This is a genomic window from Sphingomonas sp. 10B4 (assembly GCF_035019905.1).
In the GTDB taxonomy this organism is placed as follows: Bacteria; Pseudomonadota; Alphaproteobacteria; order Sphingomonadales; family Sphingomonadaceae; genus Sphingomonas; species Sphingomonas glacialis.
The window spans coordinates 16,117-29,759 of record NZ_JASJVC010000023.1 but is presented as its reverse complement, the minus strand read 5'-3'; the positions used below and the strand labels follow the sequence as shown (position 1 = coordinate 29,759).

Below are 13,643 nucleotides of genomic sequence, written 5' to 3'. Positions count from 1 at the left end.
TACGATGCGCTAAACGACTCGCCGTGGCGATCAGCCGCTTGGCCGCGCCGGACCTATCCAGCCCTTGCGTGACACGCGCGCTATCGGTCACACACTGCGTGTCCGGGTGCAGGGGGTTGTAGCCGGATCGAAAGTGGGGCGGGCGCTGGCATTATCCGGCAAACGCAATTTGATCGCCGGGGTCCAATGAACCGAATTTCGATCGAGTCTGGTGTGCGACTTGCGTCGCGTCTGAAGGCATATTTCAAGACCCGCGATTTCATCTTCCATGACGGACGTGATCTCAAGCGCTTCAGCCTGGGCGGTCGTGCGCAGGCGATGATGGCGGGTGTCGCTGGCGTGACGCTGTGCTTCTCGGCTTACGGCGTGGCGCAGGCCGCGGTCGGCGCCGCAGCGATGAGCGGTATCGTCGATGCGCCGCTCTCGCCCGAAGCCAAGGTCGCGCAGCTGCGCATTCGCGTCAGCAAGATGCAGGCCGACGTCGCGACGATCAAAGCCGCGGCACAGGCGCACGCCGCGCGGATCGACCAGCGCCAGGCGCTGCTCGTCGCGGTCGTGTCGGGCAAGGGCGATGTCGCTGCACTGACCAAGCCTACCCCTAGCGTTGACCCCAAGGCCGATGCGCTCGCCGCCGATGTCGTCGCGCCGCTCAAGAAGATCGAACTGCAGCAAGTCGCGGTCGCGGTGCAGGCGCGCCGTGTCGTCGACCAGCGCTTTGCAAAGGCTGTCGCGCATGTCCGCAGCCTCGGGCTCAACCCGGCGCGGATCGTCGCCAAGCAGCCCGCAATGGGTGGCCCGTACGAAGCCGCCGACAGCGCCGCGACCGAAGCCGACCTACGCGCCGACACGCAGTTCCGCTCGCTGTTCATGACGTGGAAGAAGCTCGACACGCTCCAGCAGGGCGTGATCGCGATCCCCTCGGCGCAGCCCGTCGCGCATCTCAATTACACCAGCAATTACGGGATCCGCTCGGATCCCTTCCGCGGCACCGCCGCGATGCATGCCGGCGTCGATATCCCTGGCCCGGTCGGCACGCCGATCTACGCTACCGCCAACGGCATGGTCGATCGCGCCGAGCGCGCTGGCGGCTATGGCAACATGGTCGAGCTCGATCATGGCAAGGGGATCCAGACGCGCTACGGCCATCTCTCGAAGATCCTGGTCGAGCCGGGCACGCGCGTGCATCGCGGCCAGCTGATCGCACTGATGGGTTCGACCGGGCGTTCGACCGGGCCGCACCTCCATTATGAAGTGCGGATCGACGGTCGCGCGGTGAACCCCGTGCCGTTCCTGCAGACCGCCGACTATCTCGTCGCGGCGCAGGACAAGTCGATCTCGACGATCCCGGTCTCGGTCGGCGGGCCTGCCGCGGCGGACTGATCTGCGCGCTGGTTGCCGTTGGCGCTGCAAAGGCTTATCTTGGCGGCATGGCCACACTCGCTCCCGAAATCGCGCTCACGCCCTCTGCCGCCGCTCGCGTCGCGATGATCGCGGGCAAGCAAGGCAAGCCCCCGATCCTCCGGCTGTCGGTCGATGGCGGGGGATGCTCGGGCTTCCAGTACAAATTCGGCTTTGCCGATTCGGTCGATGCCGATGATGCCGTCGCCGAGCAGGACGGCGTGCGTCTGGTGGTCGATTCGATCAGCCTCGATCTCGTCCGCGGCGCGGCCGTCGATTATGTCGAGGAACTCGGCGGCGCGGCGTTCAAGGTGACCAACCCGCAGGCGGCGTCGGGTTGCGGTTGCGGTTCCAGCTTCTCGGTGTAACGTCCGGCCCCAACCAAGGGGCAGCGCCACGTGAAGATCGTTACATTCAACATCAACGGCATCAAGGCGCGCCTGCCGCGCCTGCTGGAATATCTCGCCGAGCAGCAGCCCGACGTCGTGTGCTTGCAGGAACTCAAGACCAGCGACGAGACCTTCCCCGAGGCCGACATCCGCGCGGCGGGCTACGGCGTGTTGTGGCACGGCCAGAAGAGCTGGAACGGCGTTGCGATCCTCGCGAAGGGGCAGGATCCGGTCGAGCGCCAGCGCGGCCTCGGGGGCGAGCCCGAGGACGAGCACAGCCGCTATCTCGAGGCCGAGATCGACGGGCTGGTGGTCGCCTCGATCTACCTCCCCAACGGCAACCCGCAGCCGGGACCCAAGTTCGACTACAAGCTGCGCTGGATCGATCGCCTCGCCGCGCGGGCGCGCGTTTTGCTTGCCGACGAGCTGCCCGTCGTGCTCGCGGGCGATTATAATGTCATTCCCAATGACGACGACACCTATTCGGTCCGCGCGATGCAGGACGATGCGCTGATGCAGCCAGAGAGCCGCGCCGGCTTCCGCACGCTGGTTGCGCAAGGCTGGACCGATGCGCTGCGCACGCGTCACCCGGGTGGCGGGGTGTGGACCTTCTGGGACTATCAGGCAGGCGCATGGCAACGTGATGCCGGCTTCCGCATCGATCATCTCCTGCTCAGCCCGATGGCAGCCGATCGGCTGCTCGATGCCGGCGTCGACAAGGCGTATCGCGCGCGCGAGAAGGCAAGCGACCATGCGCCGACTTGGGTGACGCTGCGCTGAGGTTTGCCACCGACAATCGGTATTATCCGCCGGAGCTTGGTGTGCGAGGCCATTCATCTGAATGAAAGAATCGAAAAATAGCTATCTAAATCAGTCTGTTAAGTGTTCGGCATGACTAATGCACTGCTTCAGTCGCGAGCCGTTCAGCGGAACTCGCGAACTTTGCGGAGGACAGACCATGACCATCTTTTTGCTTCTCGCCACCAGCGCCCTGAGCATCGCAACCGCCCCCTTCGCTGGCGAGGCGCGCCCGGCGGCGACGCCATCCTCGCAGTCGATCGAGGCTGGCACGCGCGCACCGACGGCGCAACGCGTGACTCGCTATTGCGTCGTCAACCAGGTCACCGGTTCGCGAATTCCACGCCGGACCTGCAAGACGCGCGCCGACTGGCTTGCCGACGAGGGTGTCGATCCGCTCGCCAAGGCCGACTGACCGATCGGATGGTGCCGCGACCCGCGCGGCACCATCGACCGCCTGCGCTACAGCGTCTTTTCGAAGATCCAGTAGCGCTTGTTGATCGTGCACTGGATCGCATCGGCGATCGAGCGCATCCCCTGATTGTCCTCAAGGATCCAGCCGATTTCACCGCGCGTCGCGCCGTAATGCTCTACCGAAGCATCCTTGATGTACTGGATCAGCATGAAGGCGAGCTGGCTGGCGAGCCGCGAGGATTGGAGCTCCTTGAGCACCCCCATCAACGGCACGCGGACCGTGCGCACCTTCGGCTTGCGCAGCCACAGCAGGATCTTGGCCCAGCCGAAGGGGAGCAGATTGCCCTTGAGCGGCTTGATCACTTCGTTGAGATCGGGAAGGTCGATCATGAACGCGACCGGGCGTCCGTCGAGTTCGGCGATGCGGATGAGATCGTTGAACACGATCGGCTTCAGCTTGACGCCGACATCCTTGATCTCGGGCGGGGTGAGGGGCACGAACCCCCAATTGTCGGCCCACGCATCGTTGAGGATCGCGAGGATGATCGCGGCTTCTTCCTCGAATTTGGTCTTGTCGACGTTGCGGATGCGGATTCGCGGGTTCTTTTCGCCCGACGCGATGATCCGCTGGAGCAGCGGCGGGAAGTCCTTGGTGATGTCGAGGTCATAGGTCAGCAACTCCTTGACCTTGTGATACCCCGCCGCCTCGATCCAGCCGCGATATTCGGGCTTGGCATGGCCCATCATGATCGTCGGGGGATGATCGAAGCCCTCGACCAGCAGTCCCGGTTCTTCCCAGATCGACATGCTGATCGGCCCGAGCGCGCGCGTCATGCCCTGGTCGCGCAGCCAGCCCTCGGCCGCCGCGATCAGCGCCGCCGCGATCGTCGCGTCTTCGGCGTCGAACAGGCCCCATTGTCCGCACCCGGGGCCGAAGCCCTTGGACGGATCCATCGTCAGCGCGAGCGTATCGATATGCGCCGAAATCCTCCCGACGACCTTGCCGCCGCGCTCGGCGAGGAAGAGCTGTGCGATCGCATGGCTGAACCAGCCGTTCTTCTCGGGCGTGATCAGCCCGAGCGCTTCGCCTTTCAGCGGTGGAACCCAATTGGGGTCGTTCGCGTAGAGCCGAAACGGCAGGTCGACGAAGCGCTTGCGATCGGCCTTGCTGTCGATCGGCCGGATGGTTAGCGGGGCAGGGGCCATGAGCGGTTCACCTCGAGAAGATCGGTCAACGCCCTTCCGGGTCTGTCCGCTCACTGTCAAGCAATCGCGCAGCTCCCCCCTGTTTTGCCACCGTCTAGCCACTATCTTCTTGCAATGGCACACTCCATGAACGCTTCGATTTCCCTGGACCAGCGCGCGGCCGCGCCAACGATTGCTCCGCGCGTCGCGCTGTCGAGCATTGCCGATGATCGCGCGATGTTGCGCACGGTTGCGGAATTGACGCGCGATCTCAACGCGCCACGCCCGCTGATCTATTGGACCGACTTCCTGCTTTCGGCGGGAGTCGGTTATGCCGGGCTTGCGATCGCGATGACGACTCCGTCGCTTGGCCTCGGTCTCGTTGCGGCATTGGTCGCGATCCTCGGCCTGTATCGTGCGGGCAGCTTCATCCACGAAATCACGCATATGCGGCACGCATCGGTGCCCGGCTTCCGGCTGGGCTGGAACCTGATCGCCGGCGTGCCGCTGTTGGTGCCGAGCTTCATGTACGAGGGCGTCCACAACCTTCATCACGCCCGCACGCGCTACGGCACGGTCGAGGATCCCGAATATCTGCCGCTCGCTTTGATGAAGCCGTGGACGTTGCCGGTGTTCATCCTGACCGCGCTGCTCGCGCCGATCGCGTTGCTGGTCCGCTTCGGCGTGCTGAGCCCATTGTCGCTCGTCGTGCCGGGTCTGCGCCGCACGCTGATCGAGCGTTATTCGTCGCTGTCGATCAACCCGTCGTTCCGCCGCCGCATGCCCGAGGGCGAGGTCGCGCGGCAGATGCTGCTGCTCGAGATTGCGTGCAGCGTTTGGGCGATCACGCTGATCGTGCTGATCGCGACGGGCGTGCTCCCGCTGCGGCAGGCGGCGATCTTCGGGGCGATTCTGTCGGTCACCTATGTCCTCAACCAGGTCCGCACGCTCGTCGCGCATCTGTGGGAGAATGAGGGGGAGACGATGACCGTCACGGCGCAATACCTTGACACGGTCAATGTGCCGCCGCCGGCTTTGCTGCCCGTGCTGTGGGCGCCGGTCGGTCTGCGCTATCACGCGCTGCATCATCTCATCCCAGGCGTGCCGTATCACGGCCTGGCCGAGGCGCATCGTCGCCTGTCGGCTGCGCTCGCACCCGACTCGCCGTATCATAAGGCGAGCTATAAGGGGCTGCCGGGGCTGGTCTCACGGCTGGTGCGCAGCACGATGGGACGCCGCGGCTAGCACTCGCCTCCCCGGCTTGCGCGTTCCCCGGCGAAGGCCGGGGCCCAGTAGCGGGCCGGTCCACTGCACATGGGCGAGCCCACCTTGCCCGGACCCGGACCATTGCCGGGGACCCACTATTCCCTACGATGCAATGGCGTCGCGCGCCTGTCCCGATGGCGGCAGGCGCTTATTCCTCGGTGCGGATCAGGACCGCTTCGCCGATCATCAGGAACAGCAGGAACGGCGCCCACGCGGCCAGGAACGGCGGGTACGCGCCGAGATTGCCCATCGCCAGCGCGAAATTATCGGCGACGAAGTAGAAGAAGCCTAGCATCATTCCGATCACCGCGCGGACGAACAGCTTGCCCGAGCGCGCCAGCCCGAACGCCGCGACTGCTCCCAGAAGCGGCATCAGCATCGACGATAGCGGCCCCGACAGTTTGTGCCACATCGCGCCCTCGAGCGCCTTGGTCGGGCGTCCGCCGGCCTTCAGATCGGCGATCGCGGCGTGGAGCCCGCCGAACGACAGCCCGTTGGCGTCGATCGTCGCAAGCGTGAACTGATCGGGCCGTACGTCGCGGCCGATCACGACCGAGGCGAGCCGGGTCAGCTTGCCGCTCGCCACGTCGAAGCGCGTCGCAGGACCGATCTTCCAGCCACCCGACACGCGCACGCCGGTCTTGGCCGAGACGACCGCGACGAGGCTGCCGCCCTCGCGGTCGAACAGCGTGATCCCGCCGAGTTTGGCGGCATCGCCATGCCCGCGGACTTGTTCGACCTGGATCAGATCGTCGCCGTCACGCACCCAGACATTGGCGCGGTCGCCGCGGTCGATCGGCATCGGGCCGTAATCGACCTTCTGCCACTGATTGAGCGTCGCGGTCGCGCGGCTCACGATCCGGTCGTTGAAGCTGAACGAAATGATCGCGACGCCGAGGCTCGCGACGAGCAACGGCGCGAGGATCTGGTGCGCCGACAGTCCCGATGCTTTCAGCGCGATGACTTCGCTGTTCTGGTTGAGCGTCGACAGCGTGATGATCGTGCCGAGCAGCACCGAGAAGGGCAGGAAGGTCGCGATGATCTCGGGGATGCGCAGCGTGAGATAGCGCGTGATCTCGGCCTGGCCATTGCCGGCATAGGCCAGGATGTGGCCGCTCTCGCTCAGCAAGTCGAGCGCCTGGAGCACGAGCACGAACATCGCCAGCACCGCGAAGGTGCGGATCAGGAACATCTTGCCCATGTAAAGCGAGACGGTGCGCGACGGGAACAGTTCGAGCGAGATCATGCCTTGGCGCCCTTATCACGACGACCGGGGAGCAGCTTGCGGACAGATTTCGCGAGCTTCGAGAAGACGCGTTCGAGCGCACCGATCGGTTGCCCGCCGGGGACATAGGCGATCGTGTAGAACATCCACAGCGTCAGCCCGGCAAACACCGTGAACGGGATCCAGATCGCCAGTACCGGATCGATCTTGCCGAGCCCGCCGACTGCCTGCGCATATTCGTTCACCTTGTGATAGGCGACGATCATGATGATCGCGAGGAACACGCCGAGCGCCGAGGTCGAGCGCTTGGGCGGGATGCCGAGCGCGAGTGCGAGCAGCGGGAGGAGCAGGATCGACAGCACTTCGGCGGTGCGGAAGTGGAAGGCAGCGCGGCTGGTGTCGCGCAGTTCCTTGTCGGCCTTGCGGTCGCTGCCGATGCGCGCGAGCTCGGGCAGCGTGCGCTCGAGATTCTCGCCGCCGCGGACACGGAAATTCTCGGTCTTGGGCAGCGGGATCGGCAGGTCGTTGCTGCTGAAGCGCAGCACGCGCGGCGTCGCGACCTTGGCTTCGGTGCGCACCAGCGTGCCGTTGGTCAGCCGGAAGATGATCTCGTCGGGATTGTCGGTCGCGAAGAACTGGCCGGTCTCGGCGGTCACCGCGATCGAGCCGCCCTTATTGTCGTCCTTGCGCAGGAAGATGCCCGACAGGCGGCGGCCATTGTCGTGGCTTTCTTCGATCCTGAGCGTCATGTCGTTGCCGAAATGCGTGAACTCGCCGACCTTGATCGACGCGCCGAGCGCGCCGGTGCGCAGCTCGAAGCGCAGCTTCTCGTAATTGTAGCGCGCGTCGGGCTGAACGAAGCCGACGATCGCGAAGTTAAGCGCACAGAGCGCGATCGCGTACATATAGGGCACGCGCAGCATCCGCGGATAGCTCATGCCGACCGCGCGCATCACGTCGAGCTCGGACGAGGTGGCAAGCTTGCGGAAGGCGAGCAGCGTGCCGAGCAGCAGCCCGACCGGGATGCCGAGCCCGAAATATTCGGGAAGCAGGTTGGCGAGCATCCGCCACACCACGCTGACCGGGCCACCCTCGGTCGCGACGAAATCGAACAGCCGCAACATGCGGTCGAGCACGAGCAGCATCGCGAAGATGACGAGCGTCGCAAAGAGCGGCACCGCGATCAATCGCACCAGATAGCGGTCGATGGACTTCATGAGCTGGGGCGAAGGGCTTCTGGCCGGAGGGAGGGGAACACCCGCATCGCGCGGCTATATCGAGCCGCAGACGCCGCGTCAGCTACCAAATCACGCGGCGGCAAGGCGGTCTAGAATCGTTGCCGCACGCGCGGCGATCGCGGCGGCGACCGCGCGTTCGAGTGCGACCAGCGTGAAGGGCTTGCGCAGCACGTGATGCCCGCCGAATTCGGCCTCGCCGCCCGCTTCGCCGGCATAGCCCGTGACGAACAGCACCGCGAGCTCGGGGTTTGCCGGCAGCAACGCCGCCACCATTTCGGGGCCGGTCTGCCCCGGCATCAAAACATCGGACACGAGCAAGTCGACATGCGCGGCCTGTGCCAACATCCCCGGCGCGGCGAGCGGATCGTCGCACGCGATCGGGCGATGGCCGAGTTCCTCGAGCGCGCCCATCGTCGCGGCGAGCACGCGCGGATCGTCCTCGACCACCAGAATGTCGAGGGCTAGATGTTCGATCACCGTATCGGGCGCGGTCTCGACCCGCGGCGCGACCGCCGATCCTTCGCGGTAGCGCGGCAGGTACATCGTCACGATGCTCCCTTGGTCGACGACCGATTCGATCCCGACCTGGCCGTCGGCCTGGCGGACGAAGGCGAAGACCTGGCTGAGGCCGAGCCCGGTGCCCTTGCCCGCCGGCTTGGTGGTGAAGAACGGCTCGAACACGCGCTCGAGCAGATCGGCGCTCATGCCGCAGCCGCTGTCGGCGACGCTCAGCGCGACATAGTCGCCGGCATGGCACGTCCCGACCGCACCTTCGGCAAGCGTGACCCCGGCGGCAGTGATCGTCAGCTTGCCGCGCCCGTTCATCGCATCGCGTGCGTTGACCGCGAGGTTGAGCACGGCGTTTTCGAGCTGATGGCGATCCGAGCGCACCAGCCAGGCGGCGTCCTGCGCGGCATCGACCGCGACCGAAACGCCGTCACCGAGCGTACGGTCGAGCAAGTCCGACATGCCGAGCACGAGCGCGACTGGCTCGATCGGTTCGGTGCGCAGCGCCTCTTCGCGCGAGAAAGCGAGCAATTGGCGCGTGAGCGCGGCGGCGCGATTGGCCCCTTCGGTGGCGTTGTCGATATGCCGGTGCGCGGCGCTCGCCTCGGCCCCGAGCTGGCGCTTGGCGAGCTCCAGCCCGCCCAGCACGACCGCCAGCATATTGTTGAAATCATGCGCGATGCCGCCGGTAAGCTGGCCGACGGCTTCCATCTTCTGGACCTGGCGCAGCTTGCTTTCCTGCGCGAGCAATACCGCCGAGGCGCGCTCGACCGCGGCCTCGAGCTCGATCGCGCGGTCGCGTTCGGCATCGGCCTCGGCGCGTGCGACCGCGCTTTGGCCGAGCGCGGTGACGGTCAGCCAGCCGAGTGCGACCGCGCCGACGAGCAGCAGGATGCCGAGCACCGACAGCGTGCTGGCAAGTCCGCTCGAGCGCGCGACCGAGCGCATCGCATCCCCTGTGCGGTCGGCGAGCAGCGCGCGCTCCTGCGTGCCGATCTTGTCGAGCAGGTCGTCGATCTGGCTCAGCGAGGCCGATTGGCGGGCCTTGTAATAGAGCGGAATCGCCTGGCCGTTGCGCTTGTAGAAAGTATTGAGCGCGATTGTCGACAGCTCGGCGCCGCGCGCGTCGAAAGCGCGACGCAACGGGAGGATCAGCGCTTGCTGCTCGGCATTGTCGCGCGTGATCCGGTCGAGCCGCGCGAGTTGCTGGCCGGCCAATTGCCAGTCGGCCGAATAGGTCTGGCCGAGATTGGTATCGGCGCTGATGACGTAGCGCCCGAGCGACGCCTCGGCGCGCGCGATCGTTCCCGACAGGTTCGCCGAAAGGATCATCACCTCGTAGCTGTGCGTCTGCAGCTTCAGCGCACGGTCGCGCTGGCGATTGGCGTCGCCGAGCGTCAGGATCAGCGCGACGAGCACGAACACGCCCAGCGCCGCCACCACGACCAGCGTGATGGTGCGCCAGATCGACCGCGACGTATCCTCGTCGCTCGCTTCGCCCACTATCCCGCTCATCGGATCAGTCTAACCTATGGCAAAACTGGTGAATAGGCCCGAGCGGCGGTCTGGGCGGGGGTTCAGCCGATCACGCCCAGGCTTCGGCCCGCAGCCTCGAACATCTTGAGCACGGTCGCGATCTGCGCGGGCGTATGCTCGGCGCAGAGCGAGCAGCGCAGCAGGAAGGTGCCTGCCGGAGTCGCGGGTGGGCGCGCCATGTTGACGTAGAGCCCGCCGTCGAGCAGCGCCTGCCACATCGCGACGGCGCGCTCCTGGTCATCGAGGATGATCGCAATGATCGCACTGTCGGAGGTTTCGGTGCCAAGCTTGAAGCCGAGCGCTTTCAGGCCGGCATGCAGCGAGCGGGCATTCTCCCACAGCTGCGCGCGCTTCTTGTGCGCATGCTTCAATTTGCGGATCGAGGTGGCCGCGGTCGCGACGACCGAAGGCGGGAGCGACGCGGTGAAGATATAGGGGCGGCACGCAAGGCGGATCGCCTCGAACTTGGGGTGGTTCGACACGCAGAAGCCGCCGACGGTGCCGACCGATTTGGAGAAGGTGCCGATGATGAAATCGACATCGCCCTCGCAGCCGAGCTCTTCGTACACGCCGCGGCCGTTGGGGCCGTAAAAGCCCATCGAATGCGCTTCGTCGCTCAGCACCATCGCATTGTGCTTCTTGGCGACCGCGACCATTTCCTTGAGCGGGGCGATGTCGCCGAGCATCGAATAGACGCCCTCGAGGATGACGAGCTTGCCGGCGTCCTTGGGCAGGCGCCCGAGGCGCTTGTCGAGATCGTTGACGTCGTTGTGGCGGAAGCGGACGATCTCGGCATTGCCCTGCTTGCAGCCGTCATAGATCGAGGCGTGGCTATCGGCGTCGAGGATGACGTATTCGCCCTTGCCGACGAGCGTCGAGATCATCCCGAGATTGGCCATATAGCCCGTCGAGAAGACGATCGCCCCCGACACGTCGTAGAAATCGCGCAGCGCGTCCTCGACCTCGATATGGTCGCGGAAGGTGCCGTTGAGCATCCGGCTGCCGTTGGTGCCCGATCCGTATTGGTCGAGCGCGTCCTTGCCTGCCTGGATCACGTCGGCGTCGAAGGTCATGCCCATATAATTGTAGGTGCCGAGCAGGATCGTGTCGCGGCCGGCGATCACCGCCTCGGTCGGCGACTTGACCTGCTCCATCACGATCGCGAACGGATCGGTGACGCCAGTGTCGATCAGCGCCTGGCGTTCGGCGATCAGCGCGTCGAATTTCGACATCAGGTCGCGTTCCGGCGCGACCTCGACGGGATCGACGGGCAGCTTCTCTGCGACAAGGCCGGCATCGGTCATCGAATCACCCCTTCAACTTGGCAACGGCGTCGACCAGCTGGCCGACGGTCTCGATCTCGGCCTGCATGTTCATCGTGATGATGATGTCGAATTCGTCCTCGATCGCCGCGACGAAATCCATGACGGTCAGGCTGTCCCATTCGAGATCGCCCTGGAAGGTCGTCGCATCGCTCAGCGTGACGCCCTTTTTGTTGAAGGGTTCGATCTGTGCGGTGACGGTATCGTAAATGGCCTGGCGGTCGCTCATGGTCGGTCCTTGATCACTCTGTTGGTCGTTGCCGCACAAATGCGGCAGTTTTGCAGCAAGCCTATAGCAAGCCGTTGGCGCGATACCATGCCACCGTCTCGGCAAACCCCGCAGCCGTCGCGACCTTGGGGCGCCACACAGCGGGGTCGGGGCGTTTGGCGGGGTCGGCGACCCAGTCGGGATGCGAAAGATAGCCGACGCGGTCGGCGGTGAGCTTGGCACCCTTGCCGCGAAACGCGCCATCGAGTTTCGCGCCGAGCGTCAGGATCGCCTTGGGGAGCGCGATCGGCAGCACGCGGTGTTGTCCGGCCGCGACCCCCATCGCCCGGGCCATCTCGGCATGGCTCCACCCATTGGGGCGGCCGTCGTCGGGTTCGAGGATCAGCCGCGGCGTTGCGTTCGTGGCGAGGACGATCAGCAGATCGGCGATGTCATCGGCGGCGATGATCGACGCACGCCCGCCCGGCGGGAGCAAGGCGATGCCGCGCGACGCCATGCGGAACAGGTCGCGCATCTCCATGTCGCCGGGCCCATAGATCGCGGGGGGACGCACCACGACCCAGTCGAGCCCCGACGCGGCGAGGACGCGTTCGGATTCGGCTTTCGACCAGCCGTAATTCGACAGCAACGGCTCGCGTCCGGCGATCGAGGAGACGTGGACAAAGCGCTGCACGCCAGCGCGAGTCGCGGCGTCGATCATCGCCTGCGTGCCCGCGATATTGCCCGCGGCAAAGCCGGCGCGGTCGGGTGCGTTGACCACGCCCGCGATGTGGACGACCGCGTCCGCGCCCATCACGAGGCGATCGAGCGCGTCGTATGTGTCGAGCGCGCCTTCGATCCAGGTGACGCCTGCGCGCGGCGGTTGCGGGCGGCGGGTGAGGGCGCGGACGTCGTGTCCCGCGGCGAGCGCAAGCGTGATCGCATGCGATCCGACAAAGCCGGTGCCGCCGGTGAGGGCGAGAACGCTCATGAATTGAATTCCTTCAGCAGGACGGAGCGCGTCACAGCAACGCCATGTGGTTGCGATGGATCAACGCGGCGCGCGGCGCGTAGCCGAGGATCGCGGCATGATCGGTGCTGCGCTTGCCGGTGATCGCGACGGCGTCGGCCATGTCATATTCGCTCAAGCCGCGGGCGAGCGTGCGCCCGTCGGGGCCGACCACCGCGACCAGATCGCCGCGTGCGAAGCCGCCCGAAACCGATGTCGCGCCTGCCGCGAGCAAACTCTTGCCGCCGAGCAGCGCGGCCGCGGCGCCGGCATCTATCGTGATGTCGCCCTTGGCGGTCAGCCCGCCCGCGAGCCAGGCTTTGCGCGCCGGCGCGGTTTTCTCGGCGACGAACACCGTCCCGCGCCCGCTCGTGTCGTATGCGGCGAGCGGATGCTCGACATGCCCTGACACGATTGCGAGATGCGCGCCCGCGGCGGTCGCGATTCGCGCCGCTGCGATCTTCGAGACCATCCCGCCAGAGCCCATGCCCGAGCCCGATCCGCCATCGGCCATCGCCTCGATTCGCGTGTCGATCCGCTCGACGCGCGGGATCAGCGTGGCATTCGGGTTGGTGTTGGGGTTGGCATCGTAGAGCCCGTCGATGTCCGACAGCAGGATGACGCCCTGCGCGCCCGCGGCTTGTGCGACGCGTGCGGCGAGACGGTCGTTGTCGCCGAAGCGGATCTCGGCGGTGGCGACGCTGTCATTCTCGTTGATCACCGGCACGACGCCGAGCGACAGCAATCGCCCGAGCGTCGCCGAGGCGTTGAGATAGCGCCGGCGATCCTCGAGATCGTCGAGCGTCACGAGCATCTGCGCCGCGGTCAGCCCCTCGGCGCCGAGCAGTTCGGCCCAGACTTGCGAAAGGGCGATCTGCCCGGTCGCGGCGGCGGCTTGCGCGTCCTCCAGGCTGGCGCGGCCGCCCTTGGGGAGCTTCAGGCGCCGCGCACCAAGCGCAATCGCGCCCGAGGAGACCACTGCGATCTCCTGACCAGCGCGCGCGCGCGCGGCGATATCGGCGACGAGGCTCGCCAGCCAGGCGCGCCGCACCGTGGCATCGGGCGCGACGAGCAGCGACGAACCGACCTTGACGATCAGGCGCGGGCAAGCGGCGGGGGCGAAGACGGACATTGCGACGAGCGTTAGC

At 66.2% G+C, this 13,643-nt stretch carries 13 protein-coding genes; 5 read left to right on the top strand and 8 right to left on the bottom strand.

Annotated elements, in window-relative coordinates; translation table 11 throughout:
* Window positions 1-186 precede the first annotated feature (186 nt).
* The 4 genes from QN347_RS09120 (at window position 187) to QN347_RS09105 (ending at window position 3,000) form a co-directional block, all read left to right on the top strand.
* Window positions 187-1,380, top strand: a complete 1,194-nt coding sequence (locus tag QN347_RS09120) for a M23 family metallopeptidase (RefSeq protein WP_322160455.1) — start codon at window positions 187-189, stop codon at window positions 1,378-1,380.
* 47 nt (window positions 1,381-1,427) lie between these two features.
* Window positions 1,428-1,766 (top strand): iron-sulfur cluster insertion protein ErpA, encoded by a 339-nt coding sequence (erpA, locus tag QN347_RS09115; RefSeq protein ID WP_133189958.1) that lies wholly within the window; start codon window positions 1,428-1,430, stop codon window positions 1,764-1,766.
* A gap of 30 nt (window positions 1,767-1,796) precedes the next feature.
* On the top strand, window positions 1,797-2,567 hold the full coding sequence (xth, locus tag QN347_RS09110; protein ID WP_322160454.1) for an exodeoxyribonuclease III: 771 nt from the start codon (window positions 1,797-1,799) through the stop codon (window positions 2,565-2,567).
* 178 nt (window positions 2,568-2,745) lie between these two features.
* Window positions 2,746-3,000: a hypothetical protein gene (locus QN347_RS09105; protein ID WP_133189954.1), complete on the top strand. Its 255-nt coding sequence runs from the start codon at window positions 2,746-2,748 to the stop codon at window positions 2,998-3,000.
* 47 nt (window positions 3,001-3,047) lie between these two features.
* Here the strand turns inward: QN347_RS09105 and QN347_RS09100 are convergent, their stop codons facing one another.
* A complete protein-coding gene (locus QN347_RS09100; RefSeq protein WP_322160452.1) occupies window positions 3,048-4,205 on the bottom strand; it encodes an N-acetyltransferase in 1,158 nt (385 codons plus the stop codon).
* Window positions 4,206-4,331: 126 nt separating this feature from the next.
* Between QN347_RS09100 and QN347_RS09095 the strand changes: the two genes are divergently transcribed.
* The gene (locus QN347_RS09095; RefSeq protein WP_322160450.1) at window positions 4,332-5,429 is read left to right on the top strand and encodes a fatty acid desaturase; all 1,098 of its coding nucleotides are present in this window, start codon (window positions 4,332-4,334) and stop codon (window positions 5,427-5,429) included.
* A 169-nt stretch (window positions 5,430-5,598) separates the two neighbouring features.
* Here the strand turns inward: QN347_RS09095 and lptG are convergent, their stop codons facing one another.
* From lptG to proB, 7 genes are all read right to left on the bottom strand, one after another.
* A complete protein-coding gene (gene lptG / locus QN347_RS09090) occupies window positions 5,599-6,696 on the bottom strand; it encodes an LPS export ABC transporter permease LptG (protein ID WP_322160448.1) in 1,098 nt (365 codons plus the stop codon).
* Window positions 6,693-7,892: an LPS export ABC transporter permease LptF gene (lptF, locus tag QN347_RS09085; RefSeq protein WP_189675456.1), complete on the bottom strand. Its 1,200-nt coding sequence runs from the start codon at window positions 7,890-7,892 to the stop codon at window positions 6,693-6,695. Before lptF ends, lptG begins: the two co-directional genes overlap by 4 nt.
* A gap of 90 nt (window positions 7,893-7,982) precedes the next feature.
* Entirely contained in the window at window positions 7,983-9,935 is a 1,953-nt protein-coding gene (locus tag QN347_RS09080) for an ATP-binding protein (protein WP_322160446.1), read from the bottom strand.
* Between the two features lie 62 nt (window positions 9,936-9,997).
* Window positions 9,998-11,260 carry a serine palmitoyltransferase gene (spt, locus tag QN347_RS09075; protein ID WP_133189946.1) on the bottom strand — a complete coding sequence of 421 codons (1,263 nt, stop codon included), beginning with the start codon at window positions 11,258-11,260 and terminating at the stop codon, window positions 9,998-10,000.
* A gap of 4 nt (window positions 11,261-11,264) precedes the next feature.
* Complete coding sequence (locus QN347_RS09070; RefSeq protein WP_010185174.1) at window positions 11,265-11,507, bottom strand: acyl carrier protein; 243 nt, start codon at window positions 11,505-11,507, stop codon at window positions 11,265-11,267.
* 61 nt (window positions 11,508-11,568) lie between these two features.
* Window positions 11,569-12,477, bottom strand: a complete 909-nt coding sequence (locus QN347_RS09065) for an NAD-dependent epimerase/dehydratase family protein (protein WP_322160443.1) — start codon at window positions 12,475-12,477, stop codon at window positions 11,569-11,571.
* A 31-nt stretch (window positions 12,478-12,508) separates the two neighbouring features.
* A complete protein-coding gene (gene proB / locus QN347_RS09060; RefSeq protein ID WP_322160442.1) occupies window positions 12,509-13,627 on the bottom strand; it encodes a glutamate 5-kinase in 1,119 nt (372 codons plus the stop codon).
* Between the last annotated feature and the right edge of the window lie 16 nt (window positions 13,628-13,643).

What these genes read in the sequence shown, in the direction of transcription:
- QN347_RS09120 (WP_322160455.1), top strand. Translation starts at nt 187, where the DNA reads ATGAACCGAATTTCGATCGAGTCTGGTGTGCGACTTGCGTCGCGTCTG.
- erpA (WP_133189958.1), top strand. Translation starts at nt 1,428, where the DNA reads ATGGCCACACTCGCTCCCGAAATCGCGCTCACGCCCTCTGCCGCCGCT.
- QN347_RS09105 (WP_133189954.1), top strand. Translation starts at nt 2,746, where the DNA reads ATGACCATCTTTTTGCTTCTCGCCACCAGCGCCCTGAGCATCGCAACC.
- QN347_RS09100 (WP_322160452.1), bottom strand. Translation starts at nt 4,205, where the DNA reads ATGGCCCCTGCCCCGCTAACCATCCGGCCGATCGACAGCAAGGCCGAT.
- QN347_RS09095 (WP_322160450.1), top strand. Translation starts at nt 4,332, where the DNA reads ATGAACGCTTCGATTTCCCTGGACCAGCGCGCGGCCGCGCCAACGATT.
- lptG (WP_322160448.1), bottom strand. Translation starts at nt 6,696, where the DNA reads ATGATCTCGCTCGAACTGTTCCCGTCGCGCACCGTCTCGCTTTACATG.
- lptF (WP_189675456.1), bottom strand. Translation starts at nt 7,892, where the DNA reads ATGAAGTCCATCGACCGCTATCTGGTGCGATTGATCGCGGTGCCGCTC.
- QN347_RS09080 (WP_322160446.1), bottom strand. Translation starts at nt 9,935, where the DNA reads ATGAGCGGGATAGTGGGCGAAGCGAGCGACGAGGATACGTCGCGGTCG.
- spt (WP_133189946.1), bottom strand. Translation starts at nt 11,260, where the DNA reads ATGACCGATGCCGGCCTTGTCGCAGAGAAGCTGCCCGTCGATCCCGTC.
- QN347_RS09070 (WP_010185174.1), bottom strand. Translation starts at nt 11,507, where the DNA reads ATGAGCGACCGCCAGGCCATTTACGATACCGTCACCGCACAGATCGAA.
- QN347_RS09065 (WP_322160443.1), bottom strand. Translation starts at nt 12,477, where the DNA reads ATGAGCGTTCTCGCCCTCACCGGCGGCACCGGCTTTGTCGGATCGCAT.
- proB (WP_322160442.1), bottom strand. Translation starts at nt 13,627, where the DNA reads ATGTCCGTCTTCGCCCCCGCCGCTTGCCCGCGCCTGATCGTCAAGGTC.